This is a genomic window from Streptomyces sp. 12E (genome assembly GCF_055633275.1).
Genome location: NZ_JBVNCJ010000001.1, coordinates 4,290,733 through 4,315,717, shown reverse-complemented (window position 1 = coordinate 4,315,717; position 24,985 = coordinate 4,290,733). Strand labels below are relative to the sequence as shown.

At 69.8% G+C, this 24,985-nt stretch carries 20 protein-coding genes, 1 tRNA gene and 1 pseudogene; 8 read left to right on the top strand and 14 right to left on the bottom strand.

The genetic code is table 11. From position 1 onward, the window contains the following. Positions 1–58: 58 nt before the first annotated feature. The 6 genes from ACZ8ZB_RS20075 (at position 59) to ACZ8ZB_RS20050 (ending at position 5,280) form a co-directional block, all read left to right on the top strand. Positions 59–1,504 (top strand): phage tail protein, encoded by a 1,446-nt coding sequence (locus ACZ8ZB_RS20075; protein WP_470739066.1) that lies wholly within the window; start codon positions 59–61, stop codon positions 1,502–1,504. 55 nt (positions 1,505–1,559) lie between these two features. Beyond that, a complete protein-coding gene (locus tag ACZ8ZB_RS20070) occupies positions 1,560–2,447 on the top strand; it encodes an N-acetylmuramoyl-L-alanine amidase (RefSeq protein WP_470739065.1) in 888 nt (295 codons plus the stop codon). 4 nt (positions 2,448–2,451) lie between these two features. Further along, entirely contained in the window at positions 2,452–2,715 is a 264-nt protein-coding gene (locus ACZ8ZB_RS20065) for a hypothetical protein (RefSeq protein WP_470739064.1), read from the top strand. Then, complete coding sequence (locus ACZ8ZB_RS20060; protein ID WP_470739063.1) at positions 2,712–2,975, top strand: hypothetical protein; 264 nt, start codon at positions 2,712–2,714, stop codon at positions 2,973–2,975. Before ACZ8ZB_RS20065 ends, ACZ8ZB_RS20060 begins: the two co-directional genes overlap by 4 nt. A 170-nt stretch (positions 2,976–3,145) precedes the next feature. Then, complete coding sequence (locus tag ACZ8ZB_RS20055) at positions 3,146–4,048, top strand: N-acetylmuramoyl-L-alanine amidase (protein WP_470739062.1); 903 nt, start codon at positions 3,146–3,148, stop codon at positions 4,046–4,048. Between the two features lie 323 nt (positions 4,049–4,371). After that, positions 4,372–5,280, top strand: coding sequence for a L,D-transpeptidase family protein (locus ACZ8ZB_RS20050; RefSeq protein ID WP_470739061.1), 909 nt, complete (start codon positions 4,372–4,374; stop codon positions 5,278–5,280). Between the two features lie 305 nt (positions 5,281–5,585). On the opposite strand, the gene ACZ8ZB_RS20045 is transcribed toward ACZ8ZB_RS20050, so the two are convergent. The 12 genes from ACZ8ZB_RS20045 to ACZ8ZB_RS19990 form a co-directional block, all read right to left on the bottom strand. After that, complete coding sequence (locus ACZ8ZB_RS20045) at positions 5,586–5,870, bottom strand: hypothetical protein (RefSeq protein WP_470739060.1); 285 nt, start codon at positions 5,868–5,870, stop codon at positions 5,586–5,588. A 105-nt stretch (positions 5,871–5,975) separates the two neighbouring features. Next, positions 5,976–6,182: a hypothetical protein gene (locus ACZ8ZB_RS20040; RefSeq protein ID WP_470739059.1), complete on the bottom strand. Its 207-nt coding sequence runs from the start codon at positions 6,180–6,182 to the stop codon at positions 5,976–5,978. A gap of 965 nt (positions 6,183–7,147) precedes the next feature. Then, complete coding sequence (locus ACZ8ZB_RS20035; protein WP_470739058.1) at positions 7,148–11,062, bottom strand: DNA-directed RNA polymerase subunit beta'; 3,915 nt, start codon at positions 11,060–11,062, stop codon at positions 7,148–7,150. A 95-nt stretch (positions 11,063–11,157) separates the two neighbouring features. Further along, entirely contained in the window at positions 11,158–14,643 is a 3,486-nt protein-coding gene (rpoB, locus tag ACZ8ZB_RS20030) for a DNA-directed RNA polymerase subunit beta (RefSeq protein WP_470739057.1), read from the bottom strand. A 580-nt stretch (positions 14,644–15,223) separates the two neighbouring features. Continuing rightward, positions 15,224–15,607, bottom strand: a complete 384-nt coding sequence (gene rplL / locus ACZ8ZB_RS20025) for a 50S ribosomal protein L7/L12 (RefSeq protein WP_470739056.1) — start codon at positions 15,605–15,607, stop codon at positions 15,224–15,226. Between the two features lie 123 nt (positions 15,608–15,730). Next, the gene (rplJ, locus tag ACZ8ZB_RS20020; protein ID WP_030823469.1) at positions 15,731–16,261 is read right to left on the bottom strand and encodes a 50S ribosomal protein L10; all 531 of its coding nucleotides are present in this window, start codon (positions 16,259–16,261) and stop codon (positions 15,731–15,733) included. 312 nt (positions 16,262–16,573) lie between these two features. Then, positions 16,574–17,497: an SCO4651 family lipoprotein gene (locus tag ACZ8ZB_RS20015; protein ID WP_470739055.1), complete on the bottom strand. Its 924-nt coding sequence runs from the start codon at positions 17,495–17,497 to the stop codon at positions 16,574–16,576. A 166-nt stretch (positions 17,498–17,663) separates the two neighbouring features. After that, a complete protein-coding gene (rplA, locus tag ACZ8ZB_RS20010; RefSeq protein ID WP_470739054.1) occupies positions 17,664–18,389 on the bottom strand; it encodes a 50S ribosomal protein L1 in 726 nt (241 codons plus the stop codon). 83 nt (positions 18,390–18,472) lie between these two features. Then, the gene (rplK, locus tag ACZ8ZB_RS20005) at positions 18,473–18,907 is read right to left on the bottom strand and encodes a 50S ribosomal protein L11 (protein WP_004927359.1); all 435 of its coding nucleotides are present in this window, start codon (positions 18,905–18,907) and stop codon (positions 18,473–18,475) included. Between the two features lie 168 nt (positions 18,908–19,075). Then, complete coding sequence (gene nusG, locus ACZ8ZB_RS20000) at positions 19,076–19,924, bottom strand: transcription termination/antitermination protein NusG (RefSeq protein WP_470739053.1); 849 nt, start codon at positions 19,922–19,924, stop codon at positions 19,076–19,078. An 80-nt stretch (positions 19,925–20,004) separates the two neighbouring features. Continuing rightward, positions 20,005–20,289, bottom strand: coding sequence for a preprotein translocase subunit SecE (gene secE, locus ACZ8ZB_RS19995; RefSeq protein WP_470739052.1), 285 nt, complete (start codon positions 20,287–20,289; stop codon positions 20,005–20,007). Positions 20,290–20,398: 109 nt separating this feature from the next. Continuing rightward, positions 20,399–20,471, bottom strand: a tRNA-Trp gene (locus ACZ8ZB_RS19990). A gap of 272 nt (positions 20,472–20,743) precedes the next feature. Here ACZ8ZB_RS19990 and ACZ8ZB_RS19985 point away from each other — a divergent pair. Continuing rightward, positions 20,744–21,970, top strand: coding sequence for a pyridoxal phosphate-dependent aminotransferase (locus tag ACZ8ZB_RS19985; protein WP_470739051.1), 1,227 nt, complete (start codon positions 20,744–20,746; stop codon positions 21,968–21,970). A 124-nt stretch (positions 21,971–22,094) separates the two neighbouring features. Next, positions 22,095–23,168 carry an adenosine deaminase gene (locus tag ACZ8ZB_RS19980; RefSeq protein WP_470739050.1) on the top strand — a complete coding sequence of 358 codons (1,074 nt, stop codon included), beginning with the start codon at positions 22,095–22,097 and terminating at the stop codon, positions 23,166–23,168. Here ACZ8ZB_RS19980 and ACZ8ZB_RS19975 read toward each other — a convergent pair. Continuing rightward, positions 23,149–23,819 (bottom strand): annotated as a pseudogene (locus ACZ8ZB_RS19975) (hypothetical protein). The gene ACZ8ZB_RS19980 and the pseudogene ACZ8ZB_RS19975 overlap by 20 nt on opposite strands. Positions 23,820–23,883: 64 nt before the next feature. After that, positions 23,884–24,939, bottom strand: coding sequence for a UDP-N-acetylmuramate dehydrogenase (locus tag ACZ8ZB_RS19970; protein WP_470739049.1), 1,056 nt, complete (start codon positions 24,937–24,939; stop codon positions 23,884–23,886). Positions 24,940–24,985: the final 46 nt, after the last annotated feature.

Below are 24,985 nucleotides of genomic sequence, written 5' to 3'. Positions count from 1 at the left end.
GGCCCACACCGCGCCGGCTCCCGTCCTCCGGCACCCCGACCCCGTAAGGAGAGGCACAGTGCTGCCCGAATCCATCCCCACCGTCCGTGTCACGGCACGCTATCTGGCCCCGGACGGCACCCCGCTCACCGGAACCGTGGAGTTCCGCCCGCCCGCCCTGCTGGCCCACTCCGACACCGACGTGCTCGTGGGCGGTCCCACCACGGCGGTCCTGGACGCCGACGGCCGGCTCTCGGCCGTCCTGCCGGCCACCGACGCACCCGGCTGGAACCCGGTCGACTGGACGTACCGGGTGACCGAGAAGATCTCCGGGCTCTCCGCCCGGAGCTACCGGATGGCGCTGTCCGCCGCGCACCCCGCGGTCGACCTCGCCGACGTCCGGCCCGCGGACCCGTCCACCCCGAACTACGTCGCCGTCCCCGGGCCGCCCGGGCCGCAGGGCGAGCTGGGACCGGCCGGCCCGCCCGGACCGGTCCGCTCGGTCAACGGCCGCACCACCCCGGACATCACCCTCACCGCCGCCGACGTGGGCGCGCTGGCCGTCGACACGGCCGGCGCGCCGAGCGGCGTCGCCCAGCTCGGCACCGACGGGAAGGTCCCGCTGTCGCAGCTCCCCGCCCTCGGCGGCCAGGTCGCCTCGGTGAACGGCCGCACCGGCGAGGTGGTGATCACCGCCGCCGACCTGTCCGCGCTGACCCAGGCGGCGGGCGACGCCCGCTACCTGCCCATCGACGGCTCTCCGGTGACCTCGGTCAACGGCAAGGCCGGCGCGGTCCAGCTGACCGCCTCGGACGTGGCCGCGGTCGCGGCGGGCACCGCCGTGACCCTGACCGGCGACCAGACGGTGGCGGGGGCCAAGACCTTCACCACCCCGCCGTCGACGGCCGCCCTGCCGAGCAGCCCCGACCACCTCGCCTCACGCGCCTACGTCGACTCCGTCGCCGCGGCCGGCACGTGGACCCCGTCGGCCCTCGGCTTCACCGCCTGGGCCTTCGACCCGGCCACCGCCGCGGACGCCAGCGAGCAGTCCCCGCTGACCGGCCACGTCTACCTCATCGGCGTACCGCTGTACGCGCCCGCCACCATCAACAGCGTGGTGTTCTACCTGAACCGGTACTCCACCTCCGGCGGAGCCATCAGCGCCTCCTCGTTCGCCGGCCTCTACAACAGCGCCGGCCGGCAGGTGGGCACCACCACCGCCCTCACCAACCACTTCAAGGCCACCACCGGTGCCACGGTGGTGTGCCCGCTGAGATCGGCCTACGAGGCGCCCGCCGGCCTCTACTGGGTGGCCCTGCTCCTCAACGGCACCACCTCCGGCCTCGGCCTCCTCCGCGGCGCCAGCCAGGGCGACTACCCGGGCGGCAGCGCGCGGATGCCCAACCACGGCATCGCCCGGCACGCCCGGCTCTCCACCACCGGCCAGACCTCCCTGCCGAGCTCGTTCGCCCCGGCCACGGCCGTCGTCGCGGACGCCAACGCCATCTGGGCCGCGGTCGCCTGACCCGGCGCCGCGCACCCCCGCACCCCCGTCCCCGCCCAGAGAAGAAGGAAGAGACATGGCCACTCCCCTCTCCGCCGACGCCCTCGTCGCCGCCCTCCGCGCCGAGGGCCTCACCGTCGTCGAGCACGACGGCTGGCGCACCAACAACCGCGATCACATCGGGGCCTGGGGACCGGTGAACGGTGTGATGATCCACCACACCGTCACCTCCGGCACCGCCGCCACCGTCGATCTGTGCTTCAACGGCTACGAGGGCCTGCCCGGCCCGCTCTGCCACGCCGTCATCGCCAAGGACGGCTCCGTCCACATGGTCGGCAACGGCCGCGCCAACCACGCCGGTTCCGGTGACGACGACGTCCTGGCCGCGGTGATCGCCGAGACGGCGCTGCCGGCCCCGAACGAGAACAACACCGACGGCAACACCCGCTTCTACGGCTTCGAATGCGTCAACCTGGGCGACGGCGCCGACCCGTGGCCGGAGGTCCAGCTGGACGCGATCGAGCGGGCCTCCGCGGCGGTCTGCCGCGCCCACGGCTGGGGCGCCGGTTCGGTCATCGCCCACAAGGAGTGGACCAACGCCAAGATCGACCCGCGCGGCTTCGCCATGGGCGACCTGCGAGGCCGTGTCGCCACTCGCCTGGGCCAGGCGCCGTCCTGGCCGGTGGTCGACCTCTCCCTGCTGGTCGAGGCGGCCCTGACCGACCCGGCCGCCCCCGGCGCCCCGGTCACCTACGGCGGCGTGATCCACGTCGAGCGCGCCCTGGCGGCCGAGGGCCTGCTCACCGAGGGCTACGTCGACGGCCACTACGGCACCACCACCGTCGACGCCTACGCCGCCTGGCAGCGCCGCCTCGGCTACAGCGGCGCCGACGCCGACGGCATCCCCGGTACGAGCAGCCTGCGCGCCCTCGGTGACAGGCACGGATTCGACGTGGAGGAGTGAGTCCATGACCGACGCCAACCGGCGGGCCGCGCGCACCGTGGTCCAGACCCTGCTGGCGGTGGCGGCGCTGCTGCCGGTGATCATCGACAGCGCGGGTCTGTCGCGCTCCCTCCCGTGGGTGGCCACGGCACTGGCCGTGGCCGGCGCGACGTCGCGGGTCATGTCCCTGACCGGGGTGCAGGCCCTGCTGCCGGCGTGGCTGCGCGCCACCGGCCCGGCCGACGGTTCCGTGGAACCGGACGGGCGGGCGGCCGGGGGGCGCGGATGACCGAGACCGATCCGCACGACCCGGCGTCCGTGGCCCTCGAACTCGAACGGCTGCGGACGAGCGTGGAGACCGGATTCGCCCGGGTCGACGGTTCGCTCGCCCTGCTGGTGCAGCGGGGCGACCAGACCGACCGGCAGCTCGCCGACCACGAGATGCGCCTGGACGAACTGGAACGCGCCCGCTGGCCGCTGGCCGGCATCGCCACCCTCACCGCCCTGGCGGGCGTGGCGGTGGCGGCCTGGGAGCTCACCGCTCACTGACCGGCGCGCCCCGCACCGCAGCCCGTCCCCACCCCGCGCCGGCACCGCCCTCCCCGGGCGGTGCCGGCGCCCCGTCATTTCCTCCGCAGTGCCGAGGCCCCCTCCCCCACCCGTCCGGGAAGCACGGGACGAGGGGCCACGGCCGGACCAGCGACCGAAAGGACCTCCTCATGGCCGCACCCCTCTCCGCCGGCGCACTCCTCAGGGCGCTGCGCGACGAGGGCGTCAAGGTCGTCGAACACGACGGCTGGCGCACCCGCAACCGCAACCACAAGGGAGCCTGGGGCCCCGTCCACGGCGTGATGATCCACCACACGGTGACCAGCGGCACCGCCGCCACCGTGCGTCTCTGTTCCGAGGGCCACTCGGGCCTTCCCGGCCCCCTCTGCCACGGCGTCATCGCCAAGGACGGCACCGTCCACCTCGTGGGCAACGGTCGCGCCAACCACGCCGGTTCCGGTGACGACGAGGTGCTGCGCGCGGTGATCGCCGAGTCCGCGGGGCTACCGGCCCCCGACGAGAACAACACCGACGGCAACGCCCGCTTCTACGGCTTCGAATGCGTCAACCTGGGCGACGGGAAGGACCCCTGGCCGGCCGCGCAGCTGGAGGCGGTGGAGGCGGTGTCGGCGGCCGTCTGCCGCGCCCACCGCTGGAGCGCGCGCTCGGTGATCGGCCACAAGGAGTGGACCCACACCAAGATCGACCCCCGCGGCTTCTCGATGGCCGCCCTGCGGGACCGCGTCGCCGTCCGCCTCGGCGGCGCCGCCCCGGCCCCTCCGTCGCGGCCCGTGGTGGACCTGTCCCGGCTGGTGGCGGCCGCCCGGAGCAACCCGCCCGCGCCGGGCGCCCCCGTCACCTACAGCGGTGTCAGGACCGTGGAGCGGGCCCTGGTGGCGGAGGGGCTGCTGGCCGCGAAGCACGCCGACGGCCACTACGGCACGCAGACCCTGTCCGCCTACGCCGCCTGGCAGCGCCGCTGCGGTTACACCGGCGCGGACGCGGACGGCGTCCCGGGCGGTACCACGCTACGCCGCCTGGGCGCCGAGCACGGCTTCACGGTGCGGGGCTAGCCCGGCGAGCGGCCGGGAGACGCTCCGCCCGACCGGACCGCCGCAGGGCGCGCCTCGGCGGCGGTCCGCCGGTCCCGCGGCCGGGCCGTCCGGTCGGTGCGGCGCGACGACCGGGCCGACACACGACTCGCGGACCACGGGCCCGCCCCGACGACACGCCGGAACGTTCCCACAGGCGACCGAGAGGTGGTTGAGGACGCCAACTAGGCTGTGCATCACGCACGTTGGGAACCGAGGCCCCCAACACGACCGACTCGCGTCCGCCTTCGCGTGCGCACCGCCCCCACACCTCCAGCCGTCCCTCCGTCATCCAGGAGCACCACGTGCAGGTCGTGTACCGTCCCGTCGTCGTCGCCCTCGCCACCACGGCGACCCTGTTACTGGCCACCGCCTGCGGCAGTGAGACCGACGACGCAGCCGCCCCGTCGGAGCCCTCGGCCGCCTCCCCGGTGGCCGCCGGCGCGGAGGAGTCCCCGACGGCCTCCCCCTCGGACTCGTCCACCGCGTCCCCGTCCGCCTCCGCCTCGGCCTCCGTCTCGGCGTCCGCCTCCACCTCGGCGTCCGCCTCCACCTCCGCCCCGGCGGCCTCCGCCGCGCCGTCGAGGACCGCCGAGCCCGAGCCGGACAAGCCCGCCGCTCCGTCCTTCCCCGTACCGGTGCAGGTCGGCGACGCCACCCAGGTGATCACGGTCCGCGCGAGCGGCTCGTACGCCACGGTGACCGCCTGGCAGAAGGGCCCCTCCGGCTGGAAGGCCCAGTTCTCCACCGACGCGGGCCGGGTCGGCTCCAACGGGGTGACCAACGGCGCCACCCGACGCCAGAACACGTACACCACGCCGTCCGGCACCTACACCATCACCGAGGGCTTCGGCGTGCAGGCGGGCGGCACCTCGATGCCGTACACCCGGGTCGACAGCCGCCACTGGTGGGTGCAGGACCCGCAGTCGAAGTTCTACAACTCCCTGCACACCGCGGCCGGAGCCGACTTCCCGCTGACCGAGAAGGGGGAGCGGGGCAGCGAGCACCTCGTGAACTACCCGACGCAGTACGCCAAGGCCCTGGTGATCGACTTCAACCGCTGGCCCGCCGTCCCGGGCCGCGGCGCCGGGATCTTCCTGCACGTCAACGGGAGCGGCGCCACCGCGGGCTGCGTCTCCGTGCCCCGCCCGACCATGGACCGCATCATGGCGTGGATCAACCCTTCCGCCCACCCCCGGATCGCGATCGGCTGACCGGGCCCCGCACACGCCGGAGGGCGGCTACCCCGAGGGGTGGCCGCCCTCCGTCCGCTTCACGCGGGCACTCGCCCACCGGTCGTACGGGCCGTAGTCGTGGTCCTCCGGAGGAACGGCCCGGCAGGAGCCCGTGCCGAACGGCGAGTGGCCGATGTCGTCGTGGCCGACGCCCCGAACGTCTCACGGGTTCGATCGCCCCGGGAGCGCCGGCAACGGACCGGGGAGCGGGCCTGCACGACGAGGCCGCCCGACCGAGTGGGGTGCGAGGAACCGCTCGCCCGGAAGGCGGAGCGGGGCGGCGGTCAGAAGAGCAGTCCCACCACTTGTCCCACCGTCATGAAGAGCCCGAACAGCAGGACCGGCGCCCCGAACAGGACGATGCCGGCCGTCCGCCAGACCAAGGTCCGTGTCGCCAGGGTGCAGACGGCCCTGTCCGGTTCCGCGGGATCGTAGACGACCTCGATGCGCTCGGTACCACCGCCGAGCGTCGGCGCGGCGTAGTCGGCCACGATCTCGTGCTCGCCGCCCTGCAGATCGGTGTACCGGAAGTACTTCTTCTGGCCGCCGCCGTGCGAGAACCGTGCCACGACCTTGACCCCCCGCTCCCTCAGCGCGAGCCGTCGGCGCGCCGCCGCGAGACCGATCCCGAGGAGGAGGAGGACGCCGAGAGCGAGCGGCCCTATCCCGGTCGCCTACATGATCATCCGGAACATCTCTCCCGCCAGGGCCAGCCCGGCGATGCCGCCCAGATAGACGACCAGGACGACGGACACCTCGACCCGGGCACGCCGCTTCTTGCGGGAGACCGCATCCGGCACGCCCCCGGCCCACTCCTCGACCAGTGACTCACCGCCCTGGAGCGGCCCCGTCGCCGGCCTCCTCAGGTTGATCGCCTCCACGATCCGCGCCGCCCCCGAGGCTCCCGGCCCTTCAGTACGAACGCCGGACCCGGAACACCGCCGGCGCCCCAGAGCACCACCTCGACCGAGCGGTCGCCTCGCCCGACCGTCCGGGCGTTCTCGATGGCCTCGATCGGTATGCGCCGGCGTGTCCCTTTCCGTTCCAGCCAGACGGCCTCGGCATCAAGCCATACGGCCCCGTCGGCCCCGCCGGGCGAAAGCGGCGGCATCGGAGACGACGACGGCTCGGACCGACGGGACATGACGCCCTCCTTCTCCGGACCAGCACGGACCCGCAAGCGGCCCCTCGCCCGAACGAGCTAAACCACGAGTCAAATCGAGAGCAGCCACAGGCACAACCCGGCGAACGCCACACCGGCCACCATGTTCAACGCGACAACCTTGGGCCGTGGGACACCATTCGAATCCCTTCGCCCGGAGTCCCACACCGCAAAGGCCAGGAAGAAAAATATACCCGCGACCTCAAGGGCCCCCTGTCGCCATAAAGAAATACCAAACGTCCATATTTTCCCGGCTACAAGCCGAAAACACGGCAAGAATCACCGGGACCGCACAGTGCGGACAAGATCCGCGCCCCCCTCCACTCTGCACCCATGACCCGCCTCGTGGGCCCGGCCGACGCCGGCCCGGTGCGGCAGCGGCAGCGGCAGCGGCAGCGGCAGCGGCGGAACAACGACCGAACAGCACGGTCACAACGACCAGAACGAGGCCGTCGAGCCCAGGCACGCACCCCTTTGCCTCACTTCGTCGCCTCCTCCCGGAGGTGTACGTGTCCGGCCATCAGAATGAGGTCGCCCCAAGGCGCGATGCACAGCGGACAAGAAGCACGAGAAAACACCATTCATCGCATAGAAGCGAGGGAATGCTCCCGCTGAGACGCGCCGGAGGGCGGCCACCCCGCGCGAAGCAGGGTGACCGCCCTCCGGTCGTATCAGGCGACTCGCTTACTGGTTGTACGGACCGTAGTCGTAGTCCTCCAGCGGAACGGCCTGGCCGGAGCCCGTGCCGAACGGCGAGTAGTCGATGTCGTCGTAGCCGACGGCCGAGTACATCGCGGCCTTGGCCTCCTCGGTCGGCTCGACCCGGATGTTGCGGTAGCGGGACAGACCCGTACCGGCCGGGATGAGCTTACCGATGATGACGTTCTCCTTGAGGCCGATGAGGCTGTCGGACTTGGCGTTGATCGCCGCGTCCGTCAGGACTCGGGTCGTCTCCTGGAAGGAGGCGGCCGACAGCCAGGACTCCGTCGCCAGCGAGGCCTTGGTGATACCCATCAGCTGCGGACGACCGGAGGCCGGGTGACCGCCCTCCTGGACCACACGACGGTTCTCGGTCTCGAACTTGGAGCGCTCGACCAGCTCGCCGGGCAGCAGCTCGGCGTCGCCGGACTCGATGATCGTCACGCGGCGCAGCATCTGCCGGATGATGATCTCGATGTGCTTGTCGTGGATCGACACGCCCTGCGAGTTGTAGACCTTCTGGACCTCGCCGACCAGGTGGACCTGGACGGCACGCTGACCCAGGATGCGCAGCACGTCGTGCGGGTTGGTGGCACCCACGGTGAGCTGCTGGCCCACCTCCACGTGCTCGCCCTCGGAGACCAGGACCTTGGCGCGCTTGGAGATCGGGAACGCCGTCTCGTCGCTGCCGTCGTCCGGGGTGACGACGATCTTCTTGGTCTTCTCGGTCTCCTCGATCCGCACGCGGCCGGAGGCCTCGGAGATCGGGGCGACACCCTTCGGCGTACGGGCCTCGAAGAGCTCGACGACACGGGGCAGACCCTGGGTGATGTCGTCACCGGCCACACCACCGGTGTGGAAGGTACGCATCGTCAGCTGGGTACCGGGCTCACCGATGGACTGGGCGGCGATGATGCCGACCGCCTCACCGATGTCGACCAGCTTGCCGGTGGCCAGCGAACGGCCGTAGCACATCGCGCAGGTGCCGACGGCGGACTCGCAGGTCAGGACCGAACGGGTCTTGACCTCCTCGACTCCGCGGGAGACGAGCTCCTCGATGAGGACGTCGCCCAGGTCGGTGCCGGCCGGGGCCAGCACCTGTCCGTCGACCACGATGTCCTCGGCGAGGCAGCGCGCGTACACGGACGTCTCGACGTCGCCCTCCTTGCGGAGCACGCCCGTCTCGTCCCGGCTCGCGATCTTGAGACGCAGACCGCGGTCGGTGCCGCAGTCCTCCTCGCGGATGATGACGTCCTGGGAGACGTCGACCAGACGACGGGTGAGGTAACCCGAGTCGGCGGTACGCAGAGCGGTGTCCGCCAGACCCTTACGGGCGCCGTGCGTGGAGATGAAGTACTCCAGCACGGACAGGCCCTCACGGAACGACGCCTTGATCGGACGCGGGATCGTCTCGTTCTTCGCGTTCGACACCAGACCACGCATACCGGCGATCTGACGCATCTGCATCATGTTGCCTCGTGCGCCCGAGTTCACCATCATGAAGATCGGGTTGGTCTTCGGGAAGTTGTCGTTCATCGCCTCGGCGACCTCGTTGGTCGCCTTGGTCCAGATCGCGATGAGTTCCTGCGTGCGCTCGTCCTTGGTGATCAGACCGCGCTCGTACTGCTTCTGGACCTTCTCGTCCTGCGCTTCGTAACCGCGGACGATCTCCTTCTTCGCCTCGGGGACGACGACGTCGGAGATGGCCACGGTGACGCCGGAGCGGGTGGCCCAGTAGAAGCCGGACGCCTTCAGGTTGTCGAGCGTCGCCGCCACGATGACCTTCGGGTAGCGCTCGGCGAGGTCGTTGACGATCTCGGAGAGCTGCTTCTTGCCGACCTCGTAGTCGACGAACGGGTAGTCCTCGGGCAGCAGCTCGTTGAAGAGCGCGCGGCCCAGGGTGGTGTTCAGGCGGAAGCTGTCACCCTGCTGCCACTCCCTCTCCCCGACGCCGTCGTCCCCTTCCTCGCGCGCCGGCGGGGTCCAGCCGCGCGGCGGGATGGTGCCGACCGGGAAGCGGACGTCGATCCTCGACTGGAGCGACAGCTCGCCCGCGTCGAAGGCCATGATCGCCTCGGCGACCGAGGCGAAGGAACGGCCCTCGCCCTTGAGGTCGCGCATCTCGCCGTCGGTGGTGAGGAAGAACAGACCGAGGACCATGTCCTGGGTCGGCATCGTCACCGGACGGCCGTCGGCCGGCTTGAGGATGTTGTTCGAGGACAGCATCAGGATGCGGGCCTCGGCCTGCGCCTCCGCGGACAGCGGCAGGTGCACGGCCATCTGGTCACCGTCGAAGTCCGCGTTGAACGCGGTGCAGACGAGCGGGTGGATCTGGATGGCCTTGCCCTCGACCAGCTGCGGCTCGAAGGCCTGGATGCCGAGGCGGTGCAGGGTGGGCGCACGGTTCAGCAGCACCGGGTGCTCGGCGATGACCTCTTCGAGGACGTCGTACACGACCGTGCGGCCGCGCTCGACCATGCGCTTGGCGCTCTTGATGTTCTGCGCGTGGTTCAGGTCGACCAGGCGCTTCATCACGAACGGCTTGAAGAGCTCCAGCGCCATCGCCTTCGGCAGACCGCACTGGTGCAGCTTCAGCTGCGGGCCGACGACGATCACGGAACGCGCCGAGTAGTCGACCCGCTTGCCGAGCAGGTTCTGACGGAAGCGGCCCTGCTTGCCCTTGAGCATGTCGGACAGCGACTTCAGCGGACGGTTGCCGGGGCCCGTCACCGGGCGGCCGCGACGGCCGTTGTCGAAGAGCGCGTCGACGGCCTCCTGGAGCATGCGCTTCTCGTTGTTCACGATGATCTCGGGCGCGCCGAGGTCGAGAAGCCGCTTCAGGCGGTTGTTGCGGTTGATGACACGGCGGTACAGGTCGTTCAGGTCGGAGGTCGCGAAGCGGCCACCGTCCAGCTGCACCATCGGACGCAGGTCCGGCGGGATGACCGGCACGCAGTCGAGCACCATGCCCTTGGGGCTGTTGGACGTCTGCAGGAACGCGGAGACGACCTTCAGCCGCTTGAGCGCACGGGTCTTCTTCTGGCCCTTGCCGGTGCGGATGATCTCGCGGAGACGCTCGGCCTCCTCCTCGAGGTCGAAGGACTCCAGGCGCTTCTGCAGCGCCGCGGCGCCCATCGAGCCGTCGAAGTACGTGCCGAAGCGGTCGCGCAGCTCGCGGTAGAGCAGCTCGTCGCCCTCGAGGTCCTGGACCTTGAGGTTCTTGAACCGGGTCCACACCTCGTCGAGGCGGTCGATCTCGCGCTGCGCGCGGTCGCGCAGCTGCTTCATCTCACGCTCGGCGCCCTCGCGCACCTTGCGGCGCACGTCGGCCTTGGCGCCCTCGGCCTCCAGCTCGGCCAGGTCGGTCTCGAGCTTCTTGGCACGGGCCTCGAGGTCGGCGTCGCGGCGGTTCTCGATCTGCTGGCGCTCGACGGAGACGTGGGCCTCCAGCGAGGGCAGGTCGCGGGTGCGGCGCTCCTCGTCGACGTACGTGATCATGTACGCCGCGAAGTAGATGACCTTCTCCAGGTCCTTCGGGGCGAGGTCGAGCAGGTAGCCCAGACGCGACGGAACGCCCTTGAAGTACCAGATGTGCGTGACGGGCGCGGCCAGCTCGATGTGGCCCATCCGCTCACGGCGCACCTTGGCGCGCGTGACCTCGACGCCACAGCGCTCGCAGATGATGCCCTTGAAGCGGACGCGCTTGTACTTGCCGCAGTAGCACTCCCAGTCCCGGGTCGGACCGAAGATCTTCTCGCAGAAGAGTCCGTCCTTTTCGGGCTTGAGGGTGCGGTAGTTGATGGTCTCGGGCTTCTTGACCTCGCCGTGGCTCCACTGACGGATGTCGTCAGCGGTGGCCAGGCCGATCCGGAGCTCGTCGAAGAAGTTGACGTCGAGCACTATGCGTCAATCCCTCTCAGGGTTGTAAGTCTTGGGGTCTGAAACGGGGGTCCTGGGGCGGGCGGCCCGGAGTTCACCGGGCCGCCCCACTCCCGTCAGACCTCTTCGACGCTGCTCGGCTCGCGCCGGGACAGGTCGATGCCGAGCTCCTCCGCAGCGCGGAAGACGTCCTCGTCGGTGTCACGCATCTCGATGGACATGCCGTCGCTGGACAGCACCTCCACGTTCAGGCACAGGGACTGCATCTCCTTGATGAGGACCTTGAAGGACTCGGGGATGCCGGGCTCAGGGATGTTCTCGCCCTTGACGATGGCCTCGTAGACCTTCACGCGGCCGGTGACGTCGTCGGACTTGATGGTCAGCAGCTCCTGGAGCGCGTAGGCGGCGCCGTACGCCTCGAGTGCCCACACCTCCATCTCGCCGAACCGCTGGCCACCGAACTGAGCCTTACCGCCCAGCGGCTGCTGGGTGATCATGGAGTACGGACCGGTCGAACGCGCGTGCAGCTTGTCGTCGACCAGGTGGTGCAGCTTCAGGATGTACATGTAGCCGACCGAGATCGGCTCCGGGAACGGCTCGCCCGAGCGGCCGTCGTACAGTCGCGCCTTGCCGGACGGGAGCACCATGCGCTCGCCGTCGCGGTTCGGGATGGTGTGCTGGAGCAGACCCGCGAGCTCGTCCTCACGCGCACCGTCGAAGACCGGGGTGGCGACGTTGGTGCCGGGCTCGACCCTGTCGGCGCCGATGGCCTGGAGCCGCTCGGCCCACTCCTCCGCGAGGCCGGAGACGTCCCAGCCGCGGCTGGCGAGCCAGCCGAGGTGGATCTCCAGGACCTGTCCCGGGTTCATTCGGGACGGGACGCCCAGCGGGTTGAGGATGATGTCGACCGGCGTGCCGTCCTCCAGGAACGGCATGTCCTCGATCGGGTTGATCTTGGAGATGACGCCCTTGTTGCCGTGGCGGCCGGCGAGCTTGTCACCGTCGGTGATCTTGCGCTTCTGCGCGACGTAGACGCGCACCAGCTGGTTGACGCCGGGGGGAAGCTCGTCGCCCTCCTCGCGGTCGAAGACGCGCACGCCGATGACCTTGCCGGTCTCGCCGTGCGGCACCTTCAGCGAGGTGTCACGGACCTCACGGGCCTTCTCACCGAAGATCGCGCGGAGCAGGCGCTCCTCGGGGGTCAGCTCGGTCTCACCCTTGGGCGTGACCTTGCCGACGAGGATGTCACCGGCGATGACCTCGGCGCCGATGCGGATGATGCCGCGCTCGTCGAGGTCGGCGAGGACCTCCTCGGAGACGTTCGGGATGTCCCGGGTGATCTCCTCCGGGCCCAGCTTGGTGTCACGGGCGTCGACCTCGTGCTCCTCGATGTGGATCGAGGAGAGGACGTCGTCCTGCACGAGGCGCTGCGACAGGATGATCGCGTCCTCGTAGTTGTGGCCCTCCCACGGCATGAACGCGACCAGCAGGTTCTTGCCGAGCGCCATCTCGCCGTTCTCGGTGGCCGGGCCGTCGGCGAGGACCTGGCCGGTGATGATCCGGTCGCCCTCGTTGACGATGACCTTCTGGTTGACCGAGGTGCCCTGGTTGGAGCGCGAGAACTTGGCCAGGCGGTACGTGATGTACGTGCCGTCGTCGTTGGCGGTGGTGATGTAGTCCGCGGAGACCTCCTGGACCACACCGTCCTTCTCGGCCTTGACCACGTCGCCGGCGTCGACGGCGGAGCGGTACTCCATGCCGGTGCCGACGAGCGGGGCCTCGCTCTTGATCAGCGGCACGGCCTGGCGCATCATGTTCGCGCCCATGAGGGCGCGGTTGGCGTCGTCGTGCTCGAGGAACGGGATCATGGCGGTCGCGACCGACACCATCTGGCGCGGCGAGACGTCCATGTAGTCGACCTCGTCGCCGGGGACGTAGTCGACCTCGCCGCCACGACGGCGGACCAGGATCCGGTTCTCGACGAAGCGCATCTCGTCGCTCAGCGGGGCGTTGGCCTGCGCGATGACGAAGCGGTCCTCCTCGTCGGCGGTCAGGTAGTCCACCTCGTCGGTGACCCGGCCGTCGACGACCTTGCGGTACGGCGTCTCGATGAAGCCGAACGGGTTGATCCGGCCGTAGGAGGCGAGCGAACCGATCAGACCGATGTTCGGGCCTTCCGGCGTCTCGATCGGGCACATGCGGCCGTAGTGCGACGGGTGCACGTCACGGACCTCGAAGCCGGCCCGCTCACGGGAGAGACCACCCGGGCCGAGGGCGTTCAGACGACGCTTGTGCGTCAGCCCCGACAGCGGGTTGTTCTGGTCCATGAACTGCGACAGCTGGCTGGTGCCGAAGAACTCCTTGATGGAGGCGACGACCGGCCGGATGTTGATCAGGGTCTGCGGCGTGATCGCCTCGACGTCCTGGGTGGTCATGCGCTCGCGCACGACGCGCTCCATACGGGCGAGACCCGTACGGACCTGGTTCTGGATCAGCTCGCCGACGTTGCGGATGCGGCGGTTGCCGAAGTGGTCGATGTCGTCGGTCTCGACCATGATCGAGCGACCGGACTCGCCGACCGTCTCGGTCTCGCCGGCGTGCAGCTTCACCAGGTACTTGATGGTGGCGATGATGTCGTCGGTGGTGAGCACGCCGGCGTCCAGCGGCTCGTCCCCGCCGAGCTTCTTGTTCACCTTGTAGCGGCCGACCTTGGCGAGGTCGTAGCGCTTGGGGTTGAAGTAGAGGTTCTCGAGCAGCGTCTGCGCGGCCTCACGCGTGGGGGGCTCGCCCGGACGCAGCTTGCGGTAGATGTCGAGCAGCGCGTCGTCCTGGCCCTGGGTGTGGTCCTTCTCCAGGGTGGCGCGCATGGACTCGTACTCGCCGAACTCCTCGAGGATCTGCTCGGTGGTCCAGCCGAGCGCCTTCAGGAGGACGGTGACGGACTGCTTGCGCTTGCGGTCGATGCGGACACCGACCATGTCGCGCTTGTCGATCTCCATCTCCAGCCAGGCGCCCCGGGACGGGATGATCTTGGCGGAGAAGATGTCCTTGTCGGACGTCTTGTCGATGGACGAGTCGAAGTAGACACCGGGCGAACGGACCAGCTGCGACACCACGACGCGCTCGGTGCCGTTGATGACGAACGTGCCCTTGTTCGTCATGAGCGGGAAGTCGCCCATGAAGACGGTCTGGGACTTGATCTCGCCGGTCTCGTTGTTGGTGAACTCGGCGGTGACGAAGAGCGGGGCCGCGTACGTGAAGTCGCGCTCCTTGCACTCGTCGATGGAGTTCTTCGGCGGCTCGAAGCGGTGGTCGCGGAAGGTCAGCGACATCGACCCGGAGAAGTCCTCGATCGGGGAGATCTCTTCGAAGATCTCCTCCAGACCGGACTTGGTGGGGACGTCGTGCCCGTTCTCGAGAGCCTCCTCGACCCGACTCTGCCAGGCGGTGTTCCCGAGCAGCCAGTCGAAGCTCTCGGTCTGCAGCGCGAGCAGGTTCGGAACCTCGAGAGGCTCCTTGATCTTTGCAAAGGAGATGCGCAGCGGGGCGGTGCTGGCACCGTTGTTCGTATTCGCGGTCGAGGCGTTGCGCGAGGCGGCCAAGAGGGGGTCCTTCCGAGGGCTCGGACTCACTACGCGCGTACCGGCCCCCCACCGAGCAGAGAGACAGACATCCCAGGTCAGAGATGATCTAGTCGTCGGTGCTCGAGCGAGGGCATGCCCCTGGTGACGGGCAGGGGACAGCTAACAGGCAGCGCAAAGGGTCAGTGTAGCCATTTGGCACACTGATGTCCAATGCCGGTTTACGAACCCGGTGGAGGCCCTCGTTCTTCTCAACTCCTGCGACACGGCGCTGCCCTCAACGCACGTTGATACTGCCCTCTTTGCCGTCGATCCATGCCTCGGATTCGGATCCTTGCGACGACGCGTCCTGAGAATTGCGCGCCGCGTGCGGTTCGTCAAGGCCCCTCTTGCCGGAACCGTCTGTCACCGGGCACATCCTCGCGCCCCCCGGAGACACAACGAAGATCACCCTACCCCCCGCCGTCCCGGGGGCAAGGCAGCCGCCGCCGGACCCCTCATACGCCGAGGAGCGACCACCCGGTTGGATGATCGCTCCTCAGCGCTTGAGCGTTACACGTCCCGCGGGACGCGCAGCGGGTCCTGGCGGACCCGGAAGGTCTTACTTGACCTCGACGGAGGCGCCGGCGCCCTTGAGGGACTCGGCGGCCTTCTCGGCGGCGTCCTTGGCGACCTTCTCGAGGACGGGCTTCGGGGCGCCGTCCACGAGGTCCTTGGCCTCCTTCAGACCCAGGGAGGTCAGCTCACGCACGACCTTGATGACCTGGATCTTCTTGTCGCCGGCGGCGGTGAGGATGACGTCGAACTCGTCCTTCTCCTCGGCCTGCTCGGTCGGGGCGGCCGGACCGGCGGTGCCGGCGACGGCGACCGCGGCGGCGGCGGTGACGTCGAACTTCTCCTCGAAGGCCTTCACGAACTCGGAGAGCTCGATGAGGGTCATCTCCTCGAACTGGGCGAGCAGGTCTTCCTGGCTGAGCTTCGCCATGATGGCGGTCCTTCCACTAAATCGGCAGGTGCCGGATGTACGGGGTGTGGCGGGCGTACGTCGGGCCCGCGTCGACCCTCACCTCGTGCGGTTCACGCGGCGAGGATCGGAAAGCGAGCCGAATTACTCGGCACCGCCCTGCTCGTCCTGCTTGGCACGGAGCGCGTCCACGGTGCGGACGAGCTTCGAGGGGAGCGCCTGGAAGAGCTGAGCAGTCTGCGTCTGCTTGCCCTTGAAGGCACCCGCCAGCTTGGCGAGCAGAACCTCGCGGGACTCGAGGTCCGCGAGCTTCTTGATCTCGTCGGCGGACATCGCCTTGCCGTCAAGGACACCGCCCTTGATGACGAGATTCGGGTTGTCCTTGGCGAAGTCACGAAGACCCTTCGCCGACTCCACCGGGTCACCGGTGACGAAGGCGACCGCCGTCGGGCCAGCGAAGAGCTGGTCGTCGAGCGTGATCCCGGCCTCGTTGGCCGCAATCTTGGTCAGCGTGTTCTTCACCACGGCGTACTGGGCGTTCTCACCGAGCGAACGGCGCAGCGTCTTGAGCTGCGCCACGGTGAGACCGCGGTACTCGGTCAGCACGGCGGCGTTGGAGCTGCGGAACTTGTCCGTCAGCTCGGCAACCGCGGCAGCCTTGTCGGGCCTCGCCATAGAGCCTCGGCCTCCTTCCGGGTGATTCGGACCGCGCGGACCCGAAGGAGGACTGGGGAAAACGAAACGCCCCGACGCAGGCGCTCGGGGCGTAGCTCGACCGGTCGCTCGCGTCCTCACGACAGCGGGCTCCGGGAACTCTTCCACTGACACCTGCGCGGGTCGTCCGCAGTTCAGCGGATCCTTCGGCCACCGTGAACTCCGACGAGCACACGGCAACGACCAGCGGTCTTTGGCTTCCGTGGAAGAGTACGCGAACGGATCGGCGTCAAGCAAATCGGCCGATCATGGGCATCAAAAGCGCCCGGGGCTTCAGGAACTGAGGCCGGCCTCGGAGTCCGCCCCGAGGCCCTCCAGCTCCTTCAGCATCTCCATGAGGTCGAGCGTGTCCTTCGCCGGCGGGGCCTCGACCTCGGCCTTGGCACCGTAGTCGGAGTAGTCGGCCGTCATGTTCACCGTGCCCTGCGGCGTCTTCATGCCGACGACCATCCGGACCGGGTAGTTGTCCTCGTTGACCCAGAACTCGGTGTCGTAACCCTTCAGTCCCGACTTCTTGACGCTGGCGTTCAACTCCTCGCGCTCCTCCTCGGAGAGCAGGTCGAAGGACTCGTTGGCCTCGATCATCTCCTTGAAGCTCAGCGTGCCCTTGTAGTGCTGCGTCTGGACGCCGTCGACCTTCTCCGGGCCCATGTGCGTCAGGTTCGGCGACTCCAGCAGCAGGGCGAGCTGCTTCGCCGGGTCCTGGTTCATGTTCTCCAGGCCGCTGGTCATCTGCTTCTGCACCTCGGCGTCGCCGGACGCCTCGGCGATGGCGGCGAAGTCCATCTCCATCCAGCGCTTGCCGTCCATCTCGGCGGCCTGCTTCGCGCCCATGTCCATGTACATGACGTTGTCGAGCATGATCACGCGGACCTGGCTCGGAGCGTCCGGACCGGCCGCGGTCAGCGCGGAGCCCTTCATGGTCACGTCCATGACGGCCGGGTCCCAGCCCTGCACGCCGGAGAGCTCCATGGTGCCGCCGCCGCCCACCCCGGCCGGCGTCGTGATGGTCATCCGGACCTTGGAGGACTTGGCCTCCGAGGTGTTCTTGAAGGCGGCCTGGAGGACCTTCGTCATCTCGTTCTGCGTCTGGACCTCGGACCCCGCCGAGTCACCGTCCTGACAGCCCGCGACGCCCACGACGACGGCCGCGGCCGTCAGAGAGACGCCCGCGCGCTTCCATGCAGCCATACCCATGAGTCCCACCCCTGGTCGTTCCGCTGTGCTACGTCCGTGAAGTCAAAGGAACCGTAACCCACGCCACTGACACCCCCGTACGGGAAAAGCCCGTTCCCGCGCCTCGGAGGAGGCGCGGGAACGGGCTTTCACGGCGTGCACGGGCCGGTCACCCGGCCCACCCGGCTCAGACGGCGGCCGGGTCCTCCTCGACGAGGAGGTTGCGGGTGCGGTTCGGGTCGAGCGGAATGCCGGGGCCCATCGTGGTGGTGATGGCGGCCTTCTTGATGTAGCGACCCTTGGCGGCGGACGGCTTCAGACGGAGGATCTCCTCCAGCGCCGCGCCGTAGTTCTCCACCAGCTTGGTGTCGTCGAACGACGTCTTGCCGATGATGAAGTGCAGGTTCGAGTGCTTGTCGACGCGGAACTCGATCTTGCCGCCCTTGATGTCGTTGACGGCCTTGGTGACGTCCGGGGTCACGGTGCCGGTCTTCGGGTTCGGCATCAGACCACGGGGACCGAGCACGCGGCCGAGGCGGCCGACCTTGCCCATGAGGTCCGGGGTGGCGACGACGGCGTCGAAGTCCAGACGGCCCTTCGCCACCTCGTCGATCAGCTCGTCGGCGCCGACGATGTCGGCGCCCGCGGCACGCGCGGCCTCGGCACGGTCACCGGTCGCGAAGACCAGGACCCGGGCGGTCTTACCGGTGCCGTGCGGGAGGTTCACGGTGCCACGGACCATCTGGTCGGCCTTGCGCGGGTCGACACCCAGACGGAAGGCGACCTCGACGGTGCCGTCGAACTTGGTCGTGGACGTCTCCTTGGCGAGACGGACGGCCTCGAGCGGGGCGTACAGCTTCTCCCGGTCGATCTTGGCGTCCGCAGCGCGGAGAGACTTGCTGCGCTTGCTCACTGAAAGCTCCTGTGATGTGTCGAGGAGTCGTGGTCCGGGCCGAGCAGGCCCTGCCACTACTGCTTGGCTTACGGGGGTGGAGGTCAGCCCTCGACCGTGACGCCCATGGAACGGGCGGTGCCGGCGATGATCTTCTCGGCGGCGTCCAGGTCGTTGGCGTTGAGGTCGGGCATCTTGGTGGTGGCGATCTCACGGACCTGGTCACGCGTGATCTTCGCGACCTTGGTCTTGTGCGGCTCGCCGGAGCCCTTCTCCACGCCCGCGGCCTTGAGGATCATCTTGGCGGCCGGCGGGGTCTTGGTGACGAAGGTGAAGGAACGGTCCTCGTAGACCGTGATCTCCACCGGGATGACCCAGCCGCGCTGCGACTCGGTCGCGGCGTTGTAGGCCTTGCAGAACTCCATGATGTTCACGCCGTGCTGACCCAGCGCGGGGCCGACCGGCGGAGCCGGGTTCGCGGCACCGGCCTGGATCTGGAGCTTGATGAGCCCCGTGACCTTCTTCTTCTTGGGAGGCATGGCTCTCCGGGTCCTTTCCATTCGGGTCCTGCCCACGCCATGGGGACAACCCGGACGCAGGCATACCGCACAACGATAACGGGTATAGATGCGCGGCTGAAAACCGAGCAGGTCAGGCGCGCGTACGACCGCTCACCTGACCTGCTCGGACGCTGTGTGCCAGAAGGGCTAGTTCTTCTGGATCTGGTCGAAGGAGAGCTCGACCGGCGTCTCGCGGCCGAAGATCTCCACCAGGCCCTTGACCTTCTTGGAGTCGGGGTTGATCTCGTTGATGGTCGCCTGGAGCGTGGCGAACGGGCCGTCGGTGACGGTGACCGAGTCGCCGACCTCGAAGTCCAGCACCTGGACCTCGACCTTGCGCTGCGGCGCCGGCTTGCCCTCGGCCTCGGCGGCCTCGCGGGCGGCCTTCTCCTCGGCCTCCGGGGCGAGCATCTTGACGATCTCGTCCAGCGTCAGCGGGTACGGGTCGTAGGCGTTGCCCACGAAGCCGGTGACGCCGGGGGTGTTGCGGACGACGCCCCAGGACTCGTTCGTCAGGTCCATGCGGACCAGGACGTAACCCGGGAGCTTGTTCTGCTTGATCGTCTTGCGGTCGCCGTTCTTGATCTGGACGACCTCTTCCTGCGGCACCTCGGCCTGGAAGATGTAGTCCTCGACGTTCAGCGAGACGGCGCGCTGCTCCAGGTTGGTCTTCACCCGGTTCTCGTAGCCCGCGTACGTGTGGATGACGTACCACTCGCCGGGCAGCGTCCGCAGTTCCTCGCGGAGCTTCTCGACCGGGTCGCGGTCGTCCTCGGGCTCCTCGGCCGCCTCTTCGTCCTCCTCGGCCGCTTCCTCGGCCTCGGTGGTCTCGTCCGCCTCGGCGCTCTCGTCCGTGGTGGTGTCGGCAGCCTCGGCCTCGTCGGAGGCCTCGGTGTCCTCGACGTCGGCGCCTTCGACGGCGGCGAGCGCGTCCTCGGCGGACTCGGCCCCTTCGCCGTACGGCTCAACGGCGTCGTTCACGTTCGGGTCAGACACGGTGGCTGCTTCTTCCTGGATACAAGGGGTGGAACATGCGAAAAGGAGCGCCGGATACCTCGGCGCTCTTCGCTCTCGGCTCAGCCGAAGACGTACTTGGCGGCGTGACTGAGGCCATAGTCGATCACGGTGATCAGACCGATCATCACAACGACGAAGATGATCACGGCGGTGGTGTACGACGTCAGTTGGTTGCGGGTGGGCCAGACGACCTTGCGGAGCTCCGCGATGATCTGGCGGTAGAAGAGCGCGAGGCGCTTCAGCGGACCCTTCTTGGCCCGCTTTCCGCCCTTACGGGTCTTCTTGGAGTCCGGCGCCTCGTCCTGGGCATCAGGCATGTCGATGGAGCCCACGGCGTCCGTCACTCGTCCTCACCTGATTCCGGGTCGTGGCCGTGCCGCGCCCGGTCAGAGCCCGCACGGCGGTGCATTGCTGTACGTACATGCGCACACATCCTGGCGAAGGTGTGTGTAGCAGGGCCGGAGGGACTTGAACCCCCAACCGCTGGTTTTGGAGACCAGTGCTCTACCAATTGAGCTACGACCCTTTGTGTGTCCCCCAACGTACCGCATCCGACCGGGTGCTCGGCGTGCACCGGCTGAGTGCGGGCCGCTGAAGGCCAACGAGGTGAGAGTGTACGTGTTCCCGGGCCGGGCGTCGAACGAAAAGCACCCGGGAAGCGCCACCCCGGCGGAAGACCGTCCCGCCGCGCCGCCGCGGCGGCGTCGATCCGGACTGGTGTTCAGGGGTTTGCCCGGTGTTGTTCAGTACGTGAAACCCCCGTGCCGCGTGGGTTTCCGGTCTGGAACGATGGGCTCCATGAGCGCTGCAACCCCTCCCACCGAGCGCCGGGTCTCCGCCCGAGTCGGCGCGATCTCCGAGTCCGCCACCCTCGCCGTGGACGCCAAGGCCAAGGCCCTCAAGGCCGCCGGGCGTCCGGTGATCGGCTTCGGCGCCGGTGAGCCCGACTTCCCGACGCCGGACTACATCGTCGAGGCCGCGATCGAGGCCTGCAGGAACCCGAAGTACCACCGGTACACGCCGGCCGGCGGTCTGCCGGAGCTGAAGTCCGCGATCGCCGCCAAGACGCTGCGCGACTCCGGCTACGAGGTGGACCCCTCCCAGATCCTGGTCACCAACGGCGGCAAGCAGGCCATCTACGAGGCCTTCGCCGCGATCCTCGACCCGGGCGACGAGGTCATCGTCCCGGCGCCGTACTGGACCACGTACCCGGAGTCGATCCGGCTGGCCGGCGGTGTCCCGGTCGAGGTGGTCGCCGACGAGACGACCGGCTACCGCGTGAGCGTGGAGCAGTTGGAGGCGGCCCGCACCGAGAAGACGAAGGTCGTCCTCTTCGTCTCCCCGTCGAACCCGACCGGCGCGGTCTACGGCGAGGCCGAGACCGAGGCGATCGGCAAGTGGGCCGTCGAGCACGGCCTGTGGGTGCTCACCGACGAGATCTACGAGCACCTGGTCTACGGCGACGCCGCGTCCGTGTCCCTGCCCGCGCTCCTGCCCGAACTGCGCGACAAGTGCATCGTGGTCAACGGCGTGGCGAAGACGTACGCGATGACGGGCTGGCGGGTCGGGTGGATCATCGGCCCGAAGGACGTGGTGAAGGCCGCGACCAACCTGCAGTCGCACGCCACGTCGAACGTCTCCAACGTCGCCCAGGTGGCCGCGCTCGCCGCCGTCTCCGGCGACCTGGACGCGGTCGCGACCATGCGCGAGGCCTTCGACCGGCGGCGGAAGACCATCGTCCGGATGCTCGACGAGATCGACGGCGTGGTCTGCCCGGAGCCCGAGGGCGCGTTCTACGCCTACCCCTCGGTGAAGGCGCTGATCGGCAAGGAGATCCGGGGCAGGCGTCCGCAGGACTCGGTCGAGCTGGCGGCGCTCATCCTGGAGGAGGCCGAGGTCGCGGTGGTGCCGGGTGAGGCGTTCGGCACGCCGGGCTACCTGCGGCTGTCGTACGCGCTGGGCGACGAGGACCTCGTCGAGGGCGTGAGCCGGATCCAGAAGCTGCTGGCGGAGGCGCGCGACTGAGGTCGTCCTTCCGCCACAGGGGCGCCCGGGTCTCCTCCCGGACGCCCCTGTTCTTTCGTGCGGGCAAGACCACGAACGGGGAAAGCGCTACCGGGACGGACCGGACGTACGACAGGATCGGTGAATGCTGAGCTCTTCAGGCGGGTACCCCCCGAACCCCCCGCGTGTACGTGATCTCTCTGAACTGCCGAAGGCCCATCTGCACCTGCACTTCACCGGGTCCATGCGGCCCGCCACCCTGCTGGAACTGGCCGACAAGTACGGCGTGCGCCTGCCCGAGGCGCTGACCGACGCGCTGTCCGGCGGGGAACCGCCGAAGCTGCGGGCCACGGACGAGCGCGGCTGGTTCCGCTTCCAGCGGCTGTACGACGCGGCGCGCTCGTGCCTGCGGGAGCCGGAGGACATCCAGCGGCTGGTGCGGGAGGCGGCGGAGGAGGACCTGCGGGACGGCTCGGGCTGGCTGGAGATCCAGGTGGACCCGACGTCGTACGCGCCCCGGCTGGGCGGGCTGATCCCGGCGCTGGAGATCATCCTGGACGCGGTGGACGCGGCGACGCGGGACACCGGGATCGGGATGCGGGTGCTGGTGGCGGCCAACCGGATGAAGCACCCCCTGGACGCGCGCACGCTGGCCCGGCTGGCGGTGCGGTACGCGGACCGGGGGATCGTCGGGTTCGGCCTCTCCAACGACGAGCGGCGCGGGATGGCCCGCGACTTCGACCGGGCGTTCGCGATCGCGCGGGAGGGCGGGCTGCTGTCCGCGCCGCACGGCGGCGAGCTGGCGGGACCGGCCTCGGTCCGGGACTGCCTGGACGACCTGGAGGCGGACCGGATCGGGCACGGCGTGCGGGCGGCGGACGACCCGCGGCTGATGCGGCGGCTGGCGGACCGCCAGGTGACGTGCGAGGTGTGCCCGGCGTCGAACGTGGCGCTGGGCGTGTACGACAAACCGCAGGACGTCCCGCTGCGCACCCTGTTCGAGGCGGGGGTCCCCCTGGCGCTGGGCGCGGACGACCCGCTGCTGTTCGGCTCCCGGCTGACGGCGCAGTACGAGATCGCGCGGGACCACCACGGCTTCACGGACGCGGAGCTGGCGGAGCTGGCCCGGCAGTCGGTACGGGGCTCGGCGGCCCCGGAGGACGTGAAGGCGAGGCTGCTGTCGGGCGTGGACGACTGGCTCACCGCCCCGGTCGCCTGAAGTGGGCGCAGGGCGGATACGGCCTGAAACAGACCATGATCTCGTAGGGGTGACCGCCGCCGGGCCCCTGGACGAGGTTGTCGAGGCTCGTGACGAAGGCCTCCCTGCCCTTCACGACCCCTTCTCGCGCGGTCCCTGACCGGCCGCGTACGCCAGGGGAACGGCCGTCTCGGCGAAGGCGTCGCGGCCGCCGTGGAGGAAGAGGGTGCGCGCGTGGGTGACGTGCCGCAGTTCGTCCCGGCGGTCCGCCCGCCGCGGGCGCCCGCGCAGGGCCGCGGCGTCCCGGTCCGTGCGCGCCTCGTCGGTGCGGACGGCCAGCGGGGCGCCCGGGCCGAGCGAGCGGCGCAGCCGCGGCCACGCGCTGGGACGCAGTCCGTAGGAGTGGTGGACCAGGACGAGGTCGACGAGTTCTCCGGGGCCCTCGTCCGGCGGGACGCCGTCCCGCAGCGGCACGTGGACGATCGTGTGGCGCGAGCAGGCCGCGAAGGGGAACAGGCCGGCGAGCCGGTTCAGTCCGTCGTGGTCGCCGAGGAGCGGGCCGATGGGCTCCGGGACGCGCAGCGAGGTGTGGCGCAGGGGGTGCCGGGGCTGGACGACGCGGTGCTCGCGCGGGCCCGTACGGGGCCGGAACCGGCGAAGTCCCAGCTGCATGCGGTCGGCCTCACGGGCCCGGCATCGCGGGCCCGTACGGCGGACGACACCGGGGATTCGGCCGCTACAGGCTCACGCCCACCGTGACCGGTTCGTTGACCAGCGTGATGCCGAAGGCCTCGTGCACGCCGGCGACGACCTCGCGGGCGAGTGCCAGCAGGTCCTCGGTGGTCGCCCCGCCCCGGTTGGTGAGGGCGAGGGTGTGCTTGGTGGAGATGCGGGCCGGGCCTTCGCCGTAGCCCTTGGTGAAGCCCGCCTTGTCGATCAGCCAGGCCGCGGAGGTCTTGGTGCGGCCCTCGCCCGCGGGGTACGAGGGGGGCTCGGCGTCGGCGCCGAGCCGCTCCCGTACGCGGGCCCGGAAGGCCGCGAACGCCTCGTCGTCGAGGATCGGGTTGGTGAAGAAGGAACCGGCCGACCAGGTGTCGTGGTCCTCGGGGTCCAGGACCATGCCTTTCCCCGCACGGAGCTTCAGGACCGTCTCGCGGGCCGTGGCCAGGGGGACCCGCTCGCCCGGTGCGACCCCGAGGACGCGGGCCGTCTCGGCGTACTTGACGGGGCCGGAGAGGCCGCCCGCGTCCTCCAGCGCGAAGCGCACCCGCAGGACGACGTAACGCTCGGGGTCGGCCTTGAAGCGGCTGTGGCGGTAGGAGAAGGCGCACTCCTCGTTGCCGAGTGTGACGATCTCGCGGGCCCGGCGGTCGTAGGCGACGACCTCGGTGATGGTGGAGGAGACCTCCTGCCCGTACGCGCCGACGTTCTGGATCGGGGTGGCACCCGCCGAGCCGGGGATGCCGGCCAGGCATTCGATGCCGGCCAGGCCCGCCTCCACCGTGCGGGCGACGGCGTCGGTCCACACCTCGCCGGCGGCCAGCTCCAGTCGCGTGCCGTCCAGGGCGAAACCCTTGGTCGCGACGGAGAGGGCGGTGCCGTCGAAGCCCTTGTCGCCGATGACCAGGTTGGAACCGCCGCCGATGACCAGCAGTGGCGTACCGCTGTCGTCGGCCTCGCGGACGACGGCGATCACCTCGTCGTCGGTCGTGGCGGTGACCAGCCGGGTCGCGGGGCCGCCCAGCCGGAAGGTGGTCAGCGGGGCGAGGGGGGCGTCGTGGAGTTCCTGCACGGGCCCAAGACTACGAGACGGTGCCGACGGCCCCGCTCCCCCGGCC